Below are 15,479 nucleotides of genomic sequence, written 5' to 3'. Positions count from 1 at the left end.
GAGATTGGACCAGTTTCACCAGAGAAAATTGGTCCAACCTGGCCTTTTACAAACCCTGTTCATATTCCCGTGCTTCCGTGGAGAAGCCCATACGCGCGCGATGCACCAACCACTCCATGTCGTTTCACGGCGCTTCCTGGCGAGGGCGCACGGCATACAAGGGCCCCACGGGAACAAATTCAAACGCGGCACGCAGGGCAATAATGGGTTCGTTGATATAAACAGGACGCTGTCCTGATTGCGCGTAAATCAATTGATTCAGGCTGGCGCGGTCAATGAGAAAACGATTGATCGCCTGTACGTCCGGGCGCTGGTTTTCTACGAGTTGCAGATATTCTACCAGAGGAATTGTATCCCACCACCCCACAATAAGGGCATTTTCTTCAACTTGCGCCAGGATTTGCTCCCCTCTTTCCCGCGCGCTCCAATCAGTGGAAAGGTCAACGCGCGGCCAGGTCACGAATAGCCCGACCAGCACGGCGGCGGCTATGATGCCGCGCAGTAGCCAGCCATTGGCGCGCCCCTGTTCGCCGGCAGCGGCCCACCGTAGCAACCATTGGTAGCCAACTGCCAGCCAAAGCGCCCAGATGAAGTAGGCAGGCAGAAACATAGTGGCTTTGTCCAGGACGCGGTAATTGACGTAGAAGATGACGTTTGCCAGGAACATGAGCAGGAGCGCGCCCCCCCAGCGCCAATCCCGCCGCAGGGTGACGACCAGCCCCAGCAGGCCGGGGCCAATGCCAATGATGAGGAAGGCCTGCCATAGCTGGTTGATAAATCGGCTGACTTCGGTGAGCAGTTCGGCGGCGGTATAGGTGAAGAGGAGGCTGCTAAACTGTTTGCCGGAGACGAGCCACCAGAGGCCGTCCAGTGTACGCAGGTTAATGGGGTGGAAGATGGCCTGGCTGTCGTAGCTGCCGGCATAATTAAATGCCGGCATTCTCCCAAACCGCCACGGCACATACCCATACACGCACACCCCCAACAACAGCCCCCCACCCGCCAGCAGCAGCGCCCGCGGACGCAGCGCCTCGCGCGGCGCGGTCGTCAACACATACCACAGGCAACCCGGGGCCAACAGCACCATCGTCACATGATTGCCCATACTCAGCCCCATCCACAGCACCGCCAGCCCCAGGCGCGCCGGCGTCGGCTTTTCCGCCCAACCACGCAGCAGCAGCAGCAAACCCGCCATCAGCGCCACGTGCAGCGTATACACCTCCGCCACCAGCGAAAGCGACCAGTAAAACGGGGCCACCGCCAGCAACCCCAACGCCCCATAGCGGGCCGTGCGCGAGACACCATCACGGCGCAGCAAACGATCCGCCAGCAGCAGCGCCACCACCCCGCACACCGCCGAGAGCAAATTCAGGCGATACCCCACGTCCCCCAGCGGCAGGCGTGACCACAGCCCGCCGATGATTAAGTAGAGCGGATACCCCGTGGCCCGCGTGATGCCCCCCGTGGCCGCCGCCACCGTCAACTCCGCGCTATCCAGGTTGTAGACAGTCGGGGCCAGCGTGCGCCAATAGAGCGCCAGCGGCAGCAAAAACGCCCAGCCCTCCAGCCGGGCCAGCCGCGGTCGCCAGTTTCGCCACCACGCTGCCGCGGCCCGACTCATGCCGGCACGACATCCGAGTTTACCGCCTGAGCAGCATCAGGAAAAGTCGGCAACTTCTCCAAAAGCTGCACCAGGCGCACCTGCCAATCTTTCGTCCCCCCCTTCCAGGACATCCAGATAGCCGAACGGCTGACACGCACCTCCGCGCCCAGGAACCGCTGCAAACGGAAACGGTCGATTTGCTCCAGTTGCGGCCAACGCAGGCGAATTTGCTCGTTCTCCACAGTCACGCCCACCGCCCCCGCCCGCGCGGCCAATGCCTTAATCCGCAGTTGATAAAGCAGGTTATCCACGGGATCGGGAATCGGGCCAAAACGGTCGGCCAATTCCGCGGCCATCTCGTCAATCTCCGTCATCCGCTCCAGTCCGGCCATGCGCCGATACAACCGCAGCCGCAGCGCCGCATCAGGCACGTAGTCCGGCGGCACATACGTCGCCAGGGGCAGGTCGATGAGAATACTCTCGCCCAACTCCGGTGGCACTGTTTCCCCACGCCGCTCCGCCTTTTTCCGCTTCACCGCGTTCGCCAGCAGCCGCGTGTACAGGTCAAAGCCGATAGCCGCGATGTGGCCGCTCTGGCGCGCCCCCAGCAGGTCGCCCGCGCCACGAATTTCCAGGTCGCGCATGGCGATTTCGTACCCGGCCCCCAGATGCGATTCCTCGGCAATCGTTTCCAACCGCGCCTGCGCATCCGTCGTCAGCGTGCGCCACGGCGCATGGAAGAAATAGGCATAGGCACGGTTCATGCCGCGCCCCACGCGCCCGCGCAGTTGGTGCAACTGCGACAGGCCAAACTGCTCCGCGCGATCCACAATCAGGGTGTTCGCGTTGGGAAAGTCCAAACCGCTTTCAATGATGGTCGTGCTGAGGAGAACGTCTACTTCCCCATCGGCAAACCGCTGCATCACGTCTTCCAGTTCGCGCTCGCTCATTTGCCCGTGGCCGATGGCAATGCGCGCGTCCGGGACCAGCCGCTGAATCTGGTCGTGGACGATGTTGATCGTTTGCACACGGTTGTGCACGACAAAAATCTGTCCGCCACGATCCAGTTCGCGCAGGATGGCGCGGCGCAGCAGCGTTTCATCCGCCTCGCCTACATAGGTCTGCACGGGCAAACGTTCGGCGGGTGCGGTGGCAATCACGCTGACATCGCGCGCGCCGGCAAGGCTCATATGCAGGGTGCGCGGGATGGGTGTGGCCGTCATTGTTAGCACGTCCACTTCCTTGCGCAACTGCTTCAGGAGTTCCTTGTGACGCACGCCAAAACGCTGCTCTTCGTCGATGATCAACAGCCCCAGGTCCTTGAAGGAAACGTCGTCGGAGAGGAGGCGGTGGGTTCCGATGATGATGTCCACTTTGCCGGCACGCAAGCCCCGAATAATCTGATCCTGCCGCGACTGCGTGCGGAAGCGAGACAACATATCCACGCGCACGGGAAACGGTTGCAGCCGCTGCTTGAAGGTGTTGTAATGCTGCTGCGCCAGGATGGTGGTGGGCACAAGGATGGCCACCTGCTTGTCATCCAGCACCGCTTTGAATGCCGCACGCAGGGCCACCTCCGTCTTGCCATATCCCACGTCGCCGCAGATGAGGCGGTCCATCGGCTGCGCCCGTTCCATGTCTTGCTTCACTTCGGCGATGGCGTGGAGTTGGTCCTCCGTCTCCTGGTAAGGGAAACTGGCTTCCATTTCCGTCTGCCAGGGAGCATCGGGGGCAAAAGCGTGTCCGGCGACGGCTTCCCGTTCCGCGTACAGTTCCAGCAGGTCGTCCGCCAGTTCGTCTACCGCCTGCTGCGCCCGCGCGCGCGCCTGCCCCCAGGAGCGGTCGCCCAGGCGGTTGAGCTGGGGCGTGGCTTCTTCGGGGCCGATCCATTTGCTGAGGCGGTCGGCGTGGTGGACGGGGACGTAGAGGATGTCGCCATTGCCGTATTGAAGCTGCAAATACTCTCGCTCCGCTCCACCCACGGAGCGGACGACGAGGCCGAGGAAGAGGCCAATGCCATGTTCCAGATGGACGACGTAGTCACCGGCGCTGATGTCGGCGAAGAAAGTTTCCGGGGCGATGGAGCGGGGGGCGAGGCGACGACGGGGCGCGGGGCGATTCCAGCCGAATAGCTCGGCGTCGGTGAGGAGATTGAGGAGAATGCGGTTGTCGCTGAGGCGTTCGACGAGGAAGCCTTCGCTGAGGCTGCCTTGCACAAAGGTGAGGCTGCCGCTGTCGGGCATTTCGGGAATGTCGTCTACGGGGTGGTAGGCGGGAAGAACGTCGGCGAGGGTGCTTTGCGTGCCGGCATCTGGCCCCTCTTCCCGCCACAATTCCGCCAACCGCTGCGCCTGGCGACTGACCACCAGCGTCGTTTCCCCCTGCTTGCGCCCCTGCGCAAGCTGCGTCAGCAGTGGCTTAATCTGGCCGCCATAGCGCGGACCGGGCTGGAAAAACGGGGCCAGCGACATCGGCCCCAGGTCCGAGGCATGTTCCGTATGTTCGCCCAGCGTGAGCACGCGCCGGTAGGCCAGTTTCGCTTCCATGTCGCTCCAGGCAAACAGCGGGCCGCGGTAGCCAGGGGGCAGGCTGGCCTGCTCCTCCGCCAACTGGTCGGCGTGGTCATGCAGTTCGCGCACGGTCTGGTCCAACACGTGCCAATCGTCCACAACCACCAGGGCATCGGACGGCAGGTAGTCGAGTAGGGAGTCGGGGCGGCTGTAGAGGAGGGGCAGGTAGTATTCCAGATGGGGGGAGGGCAGGCCGCTGGCGAGGAGGGGGATGTCGTCCTGCCATGCCGGCAAATCATCCTCTTTCGGCGGCGCTTCTTCCTGCAACACCATCCCCAGCGGCTGCATTTCCCCGGGCATCGCCTCCCGCGCGGGCGGAATCACCACCCGCTCCAGCAAACTATCGGCCACGTCGGCGGACCGCTGCGTGGCCGGATTGAAATAGCGCATCGTGTCGATTTCGTCCCCAAACAACTCAATACGCACCGGATAAAGGCTGGCAATCGGGAACACATCCACAATACCGCCGCGCTGGCTGAACTGCCCCGGCGACTCCACTACGGACACCGCCTCGTAACCACTATGCAGCCAGTTCTGGCGTAGTTTCTCCAGGTCCACAATCTGGCCTGTGCGCAGCGTGCGCGTAGCCGTCACGAACCGGCCGCGGGGCGCGGTCTTTTGCAGCAGCGCCCGCGCCGAGGTGACGATCAGGGGCGGGTGCGGCAGCGGCGGCGCGAACGGCATTTGCAGCATGGCTAACTGCGTGAGCACCGCCAACCGCCCCAGGCGACTGCTCTCGCTCCAGGGGCCACGCTCAAATGGCAGCGGCGTCGGCTCCAGGAAGCGCAGAGATTGTCGGTCCGGCGGTAGCCAGGCAGCCAGGTCCTGCCGCCAGATGGGTACGGCATCAATTCGCCCCGTGATGAGTACAATGGGCACGTTGGCTTCGGCATGGATACTGGCCAGCAGCGCCGGCCAGACGCTGCGCGGCAGCCCCAGCGGGGCCACGTCGGCGTCTTCGCGCAATTTTCGGCGCAGTTCCTGGTAGGGGGGAAGCTGGTCGAAGAGGGTTAATAGGCCGGAGATGTTCATGGGAATAATTTATGGGTGAATGGTTGCCGTGGCGCTTCCGGGCAGGTGGGCTGGTCTATTTGGTCATCCGTTATCTGCGTCTCTGCCGGCAACGGGGCCGTTGTGGCGCGTCATGGCGATGTCTATACCTTGCGTGAGAAAGGTTTCCACGGCGGTCACGGCTTCTTGCAACATGATTTCTACGGTGATCTGTTCGGCTTCGGCAAAGTTTTGCAGCACGAAGGCGGCGGCGGGAAGTCGCCCAGGGGGACGGCCAATGCCCAGGCGCAGCCGGGGGAAGTCGTCGCCCAGATGCTGGATGAGCGAGCGCATGCCGTTGTGGCCGCCGGCGCTCCCTTTTTGGCGCAGGCGCAGCGTACCCAGGGGCAAATCCAGTTCGTCGTAGATGACGAGGAGGCGGCTGGCGGGTATTTTGAAGAAGCGCAGGAGTTGGGAGACGGCCGCGCCGCTGTTGTTCATGTAGGTTTGGGGCTTGGCGAGGATGACGGGAATGCCGGCAATCTCCCCATCCCCCATTATCGCCTGACTACGCGACTTGCCCACCTGGATGCCACGCGCCTGCGCCAGTTTGTCTATCACCATAAAACCGAGATTATGGCGGTTCTGGCGATATTCGCGCCCCGGATTCCCCAGACCGACCACCAGCGCCCGTTGGGGCGTTGATTCTGCGGCGAGGGCATCCGGCTGCAAACGGGAGAAGAGTGTGTCGAGAGAGTTATCGGACATCATGGCAACAATCAGTATGGTGACAGAGGGCGGACGCGCATCCCTTATGATCGGGGACGGCGGGTCGGCAGGCGGCGCAGCCAGCGTGTGAGCGCGCGCAAGAATACATAGAGACCACCGATGGCGAACAGGATGCCGGTGACACGCACGCCTGCCCAAAACGCACGGGAGAAGCGACCGGCATCAATGCCGGCAAGCTGCCCCAGCAAACCGCCCGTCTCCGAAGCGCCCTCCCCGCGCCCCCGCTCCGGCGAGATGGGAACCACATCGCCGGGCGGCGCGGCCAACGGCGTGAGGGTGGGAAACGGCGTCAACGAGGGCAGCGCGGCGGGCGATGGCACGGCAAAGGGGGTGGCGCCGGTCGATGCGGGAGGCGTGACGGTGACGGTTGTGGTGATCGTGGGTGTAGCCGTGGGTGTGTCGTTGGAAATGATGACGCCGCTGACGACATATTCATCGTAGTTGTAATCCTGGCGCACGACGCGCAGGCGGAGTTGATAAGCGCCATCAGGAAAGACGGCGGCGTTGGTGTTGCGCCCGACGGTGGTGTCCCACAGGGCGAGCGTGCCGGCATAAACAGGCTGGTCTCCTTCGGCAAAAACGATCCAATCGCCGCCCAATTCGCGGCGGAAGGCGAGTTCGTAGCGGAGGAAGTTGGGGTCGGCGGCGGTTCCGGAGATGGACACGATGCCGGCAACGGTCTCCCCGTCCGCCGGTTTTTCGATGCCATTGGTGCGAGTTTGGGCGGATGCCGGCATGATCCACCACGCCGCCCCCAACACACCCAACCAGCCCCAGCACAACCACCACAGCAGACGTCGCCTGTCTTTCTTGTTCATACGAGATACGGTATCTTCTCAATAAAGGGTGGTAAAGTTGGTTGGGCCTGTCGAAACCAACGGCCTTCGACAAGCTCAGGCTGCATTTCCCCCGAAATATCGAGAGCTGGCGTCTGGCGAAATCCACATAGGGTGGCCGGATCAAACGCCATACGTGGGTCGGCTGAAGCCGCCACGCCAAAAACGCCAGTGTCCAGTTGAGAATTTACGGGATACGTAAAAATGACTGTGCGTAAACCAAAAAGTATAGTCTAGCACAGCCGCCAGCCTCTGGCGAATCGCACGGAAGGCGGAAGTCGAGAGCACGTGCCCGGCCCCTCGCCACCCACCCCGCACATAAGCATTACCTGATCGTCGTCGTCCGTTCACTTGGTCGAAACAATGCGTGTGTGTCATAATTCCCCCCTGACGCAAACTGATTTCACCTTATGCTGACCATCGTTCTGGCGGCGCGGGCCTGGCCTGAGAGCCAGGCTATTGTGCGCCAACTGCCCCGGCTCCGCCTCCTGTCCTTGAGGTCAGCGTGAGAGAACGATCCGACCGATTGCCCATCAAGACATGGAGTAACTTTATGAAACCTCGCCTTTCGCCCGCGCCGCTTCTTTTCCTGGGCAGCTTGTTGCTGCTTTTTATCATAGCCGCCTGTGGCCCCGTGGAACCGTCCGTCAATGAAGGCGATACGCCCGCCGTAGATTTTGCCGCAACGGCCAATGCGGCATCCCTGGCCACGAGTGAGGCTATCACGGAGGCCAGTGTCGATCCGGAACTGCCCGCGGAATCTCCTGCCAGCAATGTGTCGGCAAATGCCGGCATCGAACCCACCATCAACATTGACCCCAACAGCAGCGCCATCTTCGCCGAGGGGCTGCAAGTCGGCTTCACCGTCGAAGGCTACCCCTACATGGGCGACCCCAGCGCCCCCGTGGTCATGGAAGAGTATTCCGACTACCAGTGCCCCTTCTGTAGCCGCTTCTTCACGGAAACTTTCGCCGCATTGCGCCAGAACCAGATCGCCAACGGCGAAGTAGTCTTCATTTTCCGCGACTTCCCGCTCACAAGTATTCACCCGCAGGCCGTGCCCGCGGCCAACGCCGCCCGCTGCGCCGGCGCGCAGGGCGCGGCGCAGTACTGGGCCATGCACGATCTCCTTTTCAGCACCGTCTCTCAGTGGGCCAATGCCGGCTATGAACAGGCGCTAACCAATCTGGCGAACCAGGCCGGGCTGGATATGGCCGCGTTTTCCGACTGCTTCTCCGCGCTGGAATACAACGACGCCGTGAAAGCGGATGCGCAGGACGCGCAGGCGCGTGGCGTCAACAGCACGCCCTCCTTCTTCATCAACAATCAACCACTGGTGGGCGCGCAACCGTTGGCCGTCTTCAACCAGGCCATCGAAACCGTCATGAACGGGGAACAGATCGCCGCCGCCGAAACCGAAGCCCAGCCAGACCAGCCGGTCGTCGCTCCCACCCCGGCCACGCTTACCACGAATTTCGCCGCCGCCAAAGGCGACCCGGGTGCGCCCGTCACTATCATTGAATTCACCGACTACCAGTGTCCTTACTGCCAACGACATTTCGCGGAAACGCTCCCCAGCATCATGCAAGACATGGTGGACACAGGTCAAGTCTATTACATTATCAAGGACCTGCCGCTGGAAAACATTCATCCGGCAGCGCGTGCCGCGGCCAATGCCGCCCGCTGTGCCGGGGATCAGGGCGCGTATTGGGAAATGCACGACATCTTGTTTGCCAGACAGCCCATCTGGAGCGACCCCAACGTGGACACAACGCAAAGCCTGATCGACCTGGCCGTGGAGTTGGGGCTGGATCAGGCCACATTCTCCGCCTGCCTGACTTCGCAAAAGTACGACAGCGAGGTGATAAACAATAAGGACGAGGCGCTGGCGCTGGGGGTGGACGGTACGCCATTCTTCTTCATCAATGGCTACCCGCTCAATGGCGCGCGCCCAATTGAGCACTTCCAAATTGCCACATCGCTGGCGGCGGAAGGACGATTGGCGGAAGCTTACGTGCCACAGCCAACCCCCACGCCGATACCCACGCCCTCTGGCCCCGTTAATGTCTCGCTAGATGACAGCTTTGGCATTGGCAACCCGGACGCGCCCGTGACAATTGTCGAGTTCACGGATTTCCAGTGCCCGTTCTGCAGCCGCCACCACGCGCAAACCTTCCCGTCGCTGCTGGAATCGTACATCAACACGGGTCAGGTGTATTACGTGATAAAAGATTTCCCACTGACGTCCATTCATCCGCAGGCGTTTTTGGCGTCGCAGGCGGCGTGGTGCGCGAGCGAACAGAGCGCCTCCGTGGAAATGATAGGTTTGCTGTTTAGCAAGCAGGGAGAGTGGGGCAACGAGAATGCGGCGAATTTGTTTACGAATTATGCCGGCACACTCGGCCTCGACACCGCCAGTTTCAACCAATGCCTGCAGAGCGGCCAATACGACGACGCCATCAACCGCAACCTGCGCGAAGGCGCAAGCCTGGGCATCACGGGCACGCCAACCTTCTTCATCAACGGAAACATGCTCGTTGGCGCGCAGCCTCTGGACGTCTTCAACCAGGCCATCGAACAGAGCCTCGCCGGTCGCTAACACGGCGGAAACATTATCAACCTTACAGGTCTTTGGCGACCTGTAAGGTTGATTGCCCAAAACTGCCAAGCCAGATTGGACCAATTTCCTCTGGTGAAAATGGTCGTTGCATGCGTAAAATTGGTCCAATCTCCAGATAGCGTTAATCGTTACGATTGTCCCTCATGCTAAAATTCGGAAAATCCGTCCCCTATCTGCTCGATCCCGCCCGCCCCCACCCCCGCGTCACGCCACTGGACCAGGCGCGCGCCGCCGCGCAACCGCCACAGGCGGTCCCTTTTCACTGCAAACCGTGGGGAGACGGGCAAAGAGTTGGCTGGACCCTGTTTTACGGCTACCTCACGGACGTTACAATTTCCGTCAGCGCCGCCGATGTTCTGGCGGTGGAGAACCTGCCGATGTTGGCCCGCGAGACCAATCAGCCGCGCATCATCCACCAGTTCGCCCCCGACCATTTCGGCATCGGCAGCGGCTACACCTTGAAAACGCCGCCAGGATTCGTCTCCTTGCTGCTGCCGGCAACGGATCCGCCGCCCGGCCTGGAGATGATTACCGGCGTCATTGAGTCAGACTGGTACCCACGCCAAACATTCCTCGTCTTCCGCCTGCCACAGCCCGATCAGCCGGTTCATCTTACGCGCGGCGCGCCTCTGGCCCGCGTCGTCGTCATCCCACGCCAGGACAACCTGACGGCACAACCTCTTTCCGCCGCGGAAATGGAAGACCTGGCGCAGGTAGAGCAACAATATCTGGCGGAAGCAGAAGATACGGCGAGCCGGTGGACCGCCGCGAATGGCGCGCAATTCACGCATCTCTACCGTATCTGGTCCGCTCTACACCGGCATGACATCGCCGCAAAGTAAATCCGACACGACGCTTCCCTTGCCGGCATTCGGCGTACAATTCCACGGGCTGCGGTTGGTGCTGCATTGCGCCGACGAACGCGCCCGCGCCCATTGGCGCACCCTGTTCGATGGCTTCCCACAGGATGAGGCCGCCGAAACGGCGGTAGCCGAAACGGCGGTAGCCGAAACGGCGGTAGCCGAACCGGATGCCGCCGATCTTTGTTTTGTGATTCGGACAAGGGATGCGCTGCCGTCGTTGCCGGCATTTCCACCCTACTTCCAGACCCCCCACCACGATCCGCACGCCCCTCGCCCCAACGTCGCCGCCTATCGCCTGCGAGATGGGCGCGTGCTACTGGCCTTTCACGATGGCGCGCAGGTCGCCCTGCCACTGGGCCAGCCTGCCGGCAACGTCATCCCGGTAGAGGCCGTGATCACGCCCGCTATTTTCAGGCGTGGGCGCGTCGAAGACGTAATTATGGCGGCGCTGGCGGCGTTGTTGCGTCCGCGTGGCTACTTTCTCTTGCACGCTTTTGCCGCCGTTCGAGATGGCGCGGCGACATTGTTGGTAGGGCAGTCAGGCAGCGGCAAAACAACCACGGGACTAAACCTGCTACGGCGTGGCTGGCATTACCTGGCAAACGATCTGACGCTGCTACAACAGCGCGCGGATGGCGTGTACGCGCTGCCTTCGCCGGGTGGGTTTAGCATCCAACCATCGTCGCTGCGGCTGCTGCCGTGGCTACAGCCGCTGGCGCGCAAATGGCCGTTGAATGGAGATGATGGGAAATATCACATGCCGGCATCCATCCTCATCACCCACCGCGCCCCCCCCAGCCCCATCCGCGCCCTCTACTTCCCCCAAGTCAGCCACAGCCCCACCAGCCGCCTCCACCCCCTCAAACCTGCCCTCGCCCTCGCCCACCTCATGTCCGAAAGCATCGACAGTTGGGACGAACCCACCCTCGACGCCCACGTCAGCCTCCTGCAAGCCCTCTCCCAACAAGCCCCCGCCGCCACCCTGCACCTGGGATACAATACGGAGGAAATAGCAGCGTTGATAGTTGACGGTTGTTAGTTGACGGTTTGCGGTTGGCGGTTTCTTCGCCACTCGCCACACACCACTCGCCCCTCCCATGCCACTCCTCATTGCCGGACTTGACGGCGCAACCTGGCAGGTGCTGCGCCCCCTGCTCGACGCAGGCAAACTCCCCACACTGGCCCGCCTCCGCGCCCAGGGCACGCACGGAACACTTACCTCCGTCTGGCCGCCCATCTCCGCCGCCGCCTGGGTGAGTATGCTCACGGGAACCAATCCCGGACAGCACGGCGTCTTCGATTTCCGCAACCTCGACCTGAGCCGCTACAGCGGCCACGACGAGCAGCTTGCCGGCGCCGCCAGCTACCAACTGCCCACCCTGTTTGACCTCATCGACGGCGGCGTTATCGCCTACCAGGTCCCCCTCACCTACCCCGCCTGGCCCGTCCGCGGCGTCATGGTCGCCGGCTACCCCACCCCCGACCGCCGTCGCGCCTACACACAGCCGCCAGCGTGGAGCGCGCGCCTGGGTCCGCTGGATACACACACGGCGGACCAGATCAGTCGCGCCCGCCCGTCGCGCCAGGCAGCCATCTACCGTCACAGCATGGCTACCATGACGAACAACCTGCTCCGCCTCAGCCAGGAGGTGGATTGGGACCTACTCATGTTCGTTAACGGAGCCACTGACGGTGCCCAGCACCGCTTCTTCAAATTTGCCCAACCCGGTTTTCCCGGCGTCAGCGCGGCGGCGCGGCAGCGATACGCCCCCTTGCTGGCGGACGTGATGATCGCGGCGGATGCGGAATTGGGGCGGCTGCTGGCGCACCTGCCGCCCGACCTGAACGTAATGGTCATTTCCGACCACGGCGGCGCGCCGCGCCCGCAACGCGCCTTCCACCTGAATGCCTGGCTGGCGGCGCATGGCTGGCTGCGGGCCAAGACGTCCGCCACCGCGCCGCCGTTGAGCCAGGCAGCGGTAGAGTGGGCCAAGCAACGCCTGCCCGTGGTGGACTGGGTGAAGCAATCGCTACCGACCCGGCTCAAGGAGCGCCTCAGCCGTATGCGCGAGGGTATCGACCAGATCGACTGGCCACGCACACAAGCCTATCGCGTAAAGCTCAGCCACCCCATTGAGGGCGTCCACCTGAATCTACAGGGTCGGCAGCCGCATGGCTGTGTTCCCCTTTCTGCCTACTCATCACTACGCGAAGAGATTTTGGCTACTTTGCGGCGGCAGCCGACGGTCGTGACCGCCCTACCGCGAGAAGCCGTGTATCATGGCCCCCACCTGAACCGCGCCCCGGACATCCTGGTACGGCTTCAGCCCGATGTGGACGGGGGCGCGGGGCTGCACGAGATGATGACGGAAATTCCTCCAAGCTGGCTGCGCGGCATCAGCGGCTACCATGACCTGAATGGCATCCTGGTGGCGGCGGGGCCGGCATTTGCACAAGGTGAAATACAGGAAGCCCGGCTGATTGACATTGCACCGACGGCGCTGCACGCGCTGGGTCAGCCCGTGCCGCGCCACATGGATGGGCGGGTGCTGCCTCTGTTCGCGCAGCCGCGCCCCGTGCGCTACGCGGAGGTGTCGCCAAAGCAGGAAAAAGGAAAGGAGCTATTGAGCGAAGCGGAAGAGCGCGGTATCATGGACGCTCTGCGTAACCTGGGGTACATTGAATAGGCAGCTATCTTCCTGGAAGCTTTTTGAACTTTAAGCGTAACTGCTCAGGAACGGAAAAAAGATAAGACAACGAAGTTGTTTCCTTACCGTTCCTTCAAACTGACGATGCCATTCCGCACTTTTTTCATCGTCAGTCCTAAGCCTGATTGGACTCATTTTCTCCGGTGAAAGGGGTCCAATCGCCAGAGAGCGTTAGTCGTTACCATCATTCATTGAGTTTCCAGGGAGGTGGCACACTTCTTTGGAGGGCAACCATCATGCGAACGATTCATTTCGGCAGTATTTGGGGCGTAACGATCAGCGCGAAAATGCCGGCACTCATCAGCAGCCTAATCCTTTGGGCAACCTTGGGCGCGGCCGGGTATCTGTTCCTCGGCCTATCCCTGGGATCCGCCGTGGCGGGCGGGTTCGTGGCCGTCCTGCTGCACTGGCTCTCCGATCTGGGGCATCAGTTGGGTCACGTCTGGGCGGCGCGGCGCGTCGGCTGGCCCATGCAGCGGCTGCACCTGCACTGGTTCCTGATTGGCTCCTTCTATCCGCGTGACGAACCGGAATTGCCGGCATCCGTCCACATTCGTCGCGCACTCGGAGGCTCCCCCGCCAGCCTGCTACTCAGCCTGCTCGGCCTCCTCGCCATGTTCGCCCTCCGCCCCACAGGCGGGCTGCCCGCCTACCTGAGCCAGTTTTTCTTCTGGGAAAACCTGCTCGTCTTCGCCCTGGGGGCCTTCCTCCCCCTCGGCTTCACCGATGGCAGCACCCTGCTCACCTGGCTGCCGCGTCTGCGCCAGGAACGTCAGAAGAACTCGTAACGCTTTCCCCTTCCGCCGCCCGCTGCCACCAGAACCAGGCAGACGGCCACGGAGGATTGTCGCCGACCTGGGTCGTGCCATATTCGACGCGCCGGAGGTGGAAGCCATCGCTGAACAAGCGCCGCAAAAGCGCCTCGTCGAGCCAGCGCGCTTCGGCGGCGTCCGGCGCGCGCAAATGCGCAAACAGGAGATAATGCGCGCCAGGCCGCAGGAGGCGGCGCAGTTCATGGCAATAGGCCACCAACTGCACGGACGAAAAATTGTGCATACAGCCCACATCCAGCGCCAGATCATAGGGAGCAAACAGGAACGGCATAGCCGTGACCTGGCTGAGGTGAAACCGCACGCCGTCCACGCCCATTCGCTGCGCCCGCGTGACCGCGCCGGCGATGGCTTCGGCGATGAAGTCCACGGCGTCCACTTCCCAACCCAACCGCGCCAGGTAGATGGCCGCCCGCCCAAAGCCTGTACCCAGGTCCAGCGCGCGCCCCGGCAACAACGTCCGCGCCAGGTCTATCACTTCCGGCGGCGGCAATTCCTGGTCCCAGGGAACTTGTCCACTCTGGTATCTTTCCAGAAGTTGGTGGTAGATGTCGTCTGACATGGGAACCATCCTTTTTGCGTCCATAGCGGACCAGGCCCATACAGGGAGGCGTCCTTGTCGTCTCCGCCCGTGCCGGGCAGCATGGGATGGCAGCAACTATACGACATTGCGGAGTGGAATGCACAGGAAACAGATTGGTTCATTCTCGGAGAATGAACCAATCTTGCCCCTTAGTGGCTGTCCGCAATTAAATTATCGGAAATGTGCGGACAGCTTGTCAGTAACCGTCCGTAAAAAGTGCGAAGTTATTTTGGGGCGGTTACATAGGAGACAGATAGCGCGTCTGTGACCGGTCGTATGCCAGGTATTCGTCAACACGTTTATGATCATTGGCCCCGCTACGTGGGCATCGCTCTGGCTAACGCGGCGCTGCTGCTGCTGATCCTGATGGTGGCAAGCCAGGGTTGGTGGGCGTATGCGTTGTTCGCGGCGGCGATCTGGCTGGTGCTGTTTTATTTTACGGCGGTGGGGCTGCTGCTGGCCCAGCGGCAGGGGCGCTCCCCGGATTATGCCTATTTGTTTGCGCTGGGGGAGATTACGCCGACGGAGCGGTTTGTGCAGATTGAGGTGGGGCGGAGAGATGCCGGCATTTACCTCACCACCCTCCTCACCACCGGCAAATTAACCATCATCGACCTGTATAACCCCCAACTCACCCCCAATCCCACCCTCCGCCGCGCCCGCCAGCGCCTCCTCCACCCGCCCCCCGACCCGCGACGCACCTGGATTGCCGGCAGCGTGGACCTCATCCCCCTGCCCGACAGCAGCGTTCCCGCCATCATCCTGCACGACACGCTGAGCCAGTTTCCGCAACATGGCGACCGCCAGCGCCTGCTGCAAGAAGCGTACCGCATCCTGGCTCCCGGCGGCAGGCTCCTCCTCTCCGAACGCACGCGCTCCCTCACCAACTGGCTCGTTCTCGGCCCTGCCGCCAACCGACTGCCCGAACCCGATCACTGGCGCGAAATGCTGCGACAGGCCGGATTTCACCCGCGGCAGGAGCAGCCGCGCCACGACATTACCACCTGCTTCCGCGCCGACAAAGCCGCCACGCCCCCTGAATATCAACTTGCCTTCAAGCTGGACCTTTAACCACTGTGACTACGCG

The 15,479-nt window shown here is 62.3% G+C and carries 11 protein-coding genes; 6 read left to right on the top strand and 5 right to left on the bottom strand.

Features of this window, described 5'->3' with window-relative positions; genetic code table 11:
- Positions 1 to 124: 124 nt before the first annotated feature.
- The 4 genes from H6650_19715 to H6650_19700 form a co-directional block, all read right to left on the bottom strand.
- Positions 125 to 1,621 carry a DUF2723 domain-containing protein gene (locus H6650_19715; GenBank protein ID MCB8954238.1) on the bottom strand — a complete coding sequence of 499 codons (1,497 nt, stop codon included), beginning with the start codon at positions 1,619 to 1,621 and terminating at the stop codon, positions 125 to 127.
- The gene (gene mfd, locus H6650_19710; GenBank protein MCB8954237.1) at positions 1,618 to 5,205 is read right to left on the bottom strand and encodes a transcription-repair coupling factor; all 3,588 of its coding nucleotides are present in this window, start codon (positions 5,203 to 5,205) and stop codon (positions 1,618 to 1,620) included. The genes H6650_19715 and mfd overlap by 4 nt, the downstream gene beginning before the upstream one ends.
- 63 nt (positions 5,206 to 5,268) lie before the next feature.
- Complete coding sequence (locus tag H6650_19705; protein ID MCB8954236.1) at positions 5,269 to 5,931, bottom strand: aminoacyl-tRNA hydrolase; 663 nt, start codon at positions 5,929 to 5,931, stop codon at positions 5,269 to 5,271.
- A gap of 44 nt (positions 5,932 to 5,975) precedes the next feature.
- Positions 5,976 to 6,770 carry a hypothetical protein gene (locus tag H6650_19700; protein MCB8954235.1) on the bottom strand — a complete coding sequence of 265 codons (795 nt, stop codon included), beginning with the start codon at positions 6,768 to 6,770 and terminating at the stop codon, positions 5,976 to 5,978.
- Positions 6,771 to 7,341: 571 nt separating this feature from the next.
- On the opposite strand from H6650_19700, the gene H6650_19695 reads away from it, so the two are divergent.
- The 5 genes from H6650_19695 to H6650_19675 all read left to right on the top strand — a co-directional run bounded on the left by H6650_19695 (position 7,342) and on the right by H6650_19675 (position 13,767).
- The gene (locus tag H6650_19695; protein ID MCB8954234.1) at positions 7,342 to 9,387 is read left to right on the top strand and encodes a DsbA family protein; all 2,046 of its coding nucleotides are present in this window, start codon (positions 7,342 to 7,344) and stop codon (positions 9,385 to 9,387) included.
- A 164-nt stretch (positions 9,388 to 9,551) separates the two neighbouring features.
- Complete coding sequence (locus H6650_19690) at positions 9,552 to 10,250, top strand: hypothetical protein (protein MCB8954233.1); 699 nt, start codon at positions 9,552 to 9,554, stop codon at positions 10,248 to 10,250.
- Positions 10,180 to 11,310, top strand: a complete 1,131-nt coding sequence (locus tag H6650_19685) for a hypothetical protein (GenBank protein ID MCB8954232.1) — start codon at positions 10,180 to 10,182, stop codon at positions 11,308 to 11,310. Before H6650_19690 ends, H6650_19685 begins: the two co-directional genes overlap by 71 nt.
- Positions 11,311 to 11,368: 58 nt before the next feature.
- On the top strand, positions 11,369 to 12,958 hold the full coding sequence (locus tag H6650_19680; GenBank protein MCB8954231.1) for an alkaline phosphatase family protein: 1,590 nt from the start codon (positions 11,369 to 11,371) through the stop codon (positions 12,956 to 12,958).
- 257 nt (positions 12,959 to 13,215) lie between these two features.
- Positions 13,216 to 13,767: a hypothetical protein gene (locus H6650_19675; GenBank protein MCB8954230.1), complete on the top strand. Its 552-nt coding sequence runs from the start codon at positions 13,216 to 13,218 to the stop codon at positions 13,765 to 13,767.
- Here H6650_19675 and H6650_19670 read toward each other — a convergent pair.
- Positions 13,721 to 14,371, bottom strand: a complete 651-nt coding sequence (locus H6650_19670; GenBank protein MCB8954229.1) for a class I SAM-dependent methyltransferase — start codon at positions 14,369 to 14,371, stop codon at positions 13,721 to 13,723. The genes H6650_19675 and H6650_19670 overlap by 47 nt on opposite strands.
- 285 nt (positions 14,372 to 14,656) lie before the next feature.
- On the opposite strand from H6650_19670, the gene H6650_19665 reads away from it, so the two are divergent.
- Positions 14,657 to 15,463, top strand: coding sequence for a class I SAM-dependent methyltransferase (locus H6650_19665; protein MCB8954228.1), 807 nt, complete (start codon positions 14,657 to 14,659; stop codon positions 15,461 to 15,463).
- Positions 15,464 to 15,479: the final 16 nt, after the last annotated feature.

This window comes from Ardenticatenales bacterium (genome assembly GCA_020634515.1).
Lineage (GTDB): Bacteria > Chloroflexota > Anaerolineae > Promineifilales > Promineifilaceae > JAGVTM01.
The sequence above is the reverse complement of the archived record's forward strand: the minus strand, read 5'-3'. Positions and strand labels throughout refer to the sequence as shown.